Below are 1,579 nucleotides of genomic sequence, written 5' to 3' on the forward strand. Positions count from 1 at the left end.
TTAAGAAAAAAGCAGTAAATTTATACTTGAAAGAAGGAATGGGATACAAAACGGTCGCTAAAGAATTAGGAATTGATGACTCGGTGGTAAGACGTTGGGTAAAACACTTTGAAGCTGAAGATATCAAAGGACTAGAAGAAAAACGTGGTAAAATGAAAGAACCAGGTATAGGTAGACCAAAAACCAAGCCAGAAGATCCAGAAGCTAAAATAAAACGATTAGAAGCGGAGAATGGAATGTGAAAAAAGCTCTTAGGGATGTAAAAGGAGGATTGGAATCTGTACCGAAAACGAGGAAGTTTGAAGTCATCAAAGGGTTATCAGAAAAAGGTTATGCAGTTACCATTCTATGTGATATCGCTGGAGTGACTAGAGGTGGGTACTACAAATGGGTAAAGCGACAGTTGACGCCTTCTGAAAAACAATTGGAGGATACCGAAATCAAAAAGAAGATATTGGAGTGTCATACAAAACTTAAGGGGATTTATGGATACAGGAGATTACAAGTTTGGCTGAAAGCCACTTATAACCTTCATTTTAATCACAAACGTATACAAAGGTTGATAGGTGAACTAGGTATCAAAGCCATTATTAGGAGAAAACGACCTTATTACGGGAAGAAAGAAGCTTATGTGATTTCAGATAACCATCTGAACAGGGATTTCCAAGCTTCCAAACTAAACGAAAAATGGGTAACAGATATTACCTATTTGATTTTCAATGGACAAAGATTGTACTTATCCGCTATTAAAGACCTATACAACAATGAAATTGTTGCCCATGAAATTAGCCGTAGAAATGACCTAAAACTAGTGCTAGACACACTTAAAAAGGCAAGAAAAAACGAAACGTGAAAGGAGTTCTCCTGCATAGTGGTCAGGGGTTCCAGTACACATCTCGTCAATATAATCAACTACTTAAAAAATATCAGATGAAGGCTAGTATGTCCAGAAAGGGAAACTGTTGGGACAATGCTTGTATAGAAAGCTTCTTCAGTCACTTTAAGTCAGAGTGTTTTCATTTATACTCTTTCCACACAGCTGATGAGGTTAAGTTTGCTGTGCGCAAATATATACACTTTTATAATCAACAAAGGTTCCAAAAGAAACTAAATAACCTGAGTCCAAATAAATATAGAACTCAGGTTGCTTAGTTGTGTTTTTTGAATACTGTCTACTTGACAGGGGTCACTTCACTTTCACTGCGTTTAGCAATGAAGATAGCCGTATCGCTTTATCCATTAGATTGATACTTGTGTTACTATCTCTATCATGACGTACACCACAACAAGAACATAACTGAAAGATGTATGCAGATGACTGCATCACAATACTATCCACTTCTTTTTTTATGGAAAGAAGTTTGGTGGAACATGTATCATATGCCAAACCCTTTTATGTTTCATCGTATACGTTATCACATAGAGGTATACGATGGTGGAATACAAAGCGATAACCATCAATCATTTTATTCATTCAAGTTGCTTGTGCTTTATTTGAATACATGATGTTAGACTAAAAAGTAGACACAGGTTACTATAATAAAAAATGAACCAAATGAGGTGTCTACATGGGGAAAGT

4 protein-coding genes are annotated in these 1,579 nt (G+C 36.1%); 3 read left to right on the top strand and 1 reads right to left on the bottom strand.

What is annotated here, in order from left to right; translation table 11 throughout:
* From JDS99_RS30585 to JDS99_RS32710, 3 genes are all read left to right on the top strand, one after another.
* Positions 1-242, top strand: a 242-nt coding sequence (locus JDS99_RS30585) for a transposase (RefSeq protein ID WP_242475817.1), incomplete at its 5' end; no start/stop codon positions are given.
* Positions 239-853 carry an IS3 family transposase gene (locus tag JDS99_RS30590; protein ID WP_345943254.1) on the top strand — a complete coding sequence of 205 codons (615 nt, stop codon included), beginning with the start codon at positions 239-241 and terminating at the stop codon, positions 851-853. The genes JDS99_RS30585 and JDS99_RS30590, both read left to right, overlap by 4 nt.
* Positions 854-930: 77 nt before the next feature.
* Complete coding sequence (locus JDS99_RS32710; protein ID WP_369413406.1) at positions 931-1,152, top strand: IS3 family transposase; 222 nt, start codon at positions 931-933, stop codon at positions 1,150-1,152.
* 34 nt (positions 1,153-1,186) lie between these two features.
* Here JDS99_RS32710 and JDS99_RS30600 read toward each other — a convergent pair whose 3' ends face one another.
* On the bottom strand, positions 1,187-1,327 hold the full coding sequence (locus JDS99_RS30600) for a transposase (protein ID WP_199696468.1): 141 nt from the start codon (positions 1,325-1,327) through the stop codon (positions 1,187-1,189).
* Positions 1,328-1,579 lie beyond the last annotated feature (252 nt).

Origin of the sequence: Bacillus cereus group sp. N6, from assembly GCF_016483705.1 — a bacterium.
Lineage (GTDB): Bacteria > Bacillota > Bacilli > Bacillales > Bacillaceae_G > Bacillus_A > Bacillus_A wiedmannii.

What these genes read in the sequence shown, in the direction of transcription:
- JDS99_RS32710 (WP_369413406.1), top strand. Translation starts at nt 931, where the DNA reads ATGAAGGCTAGTATGTCCAGAAAGGGAAACTGTTGGGACAATGCTTGT.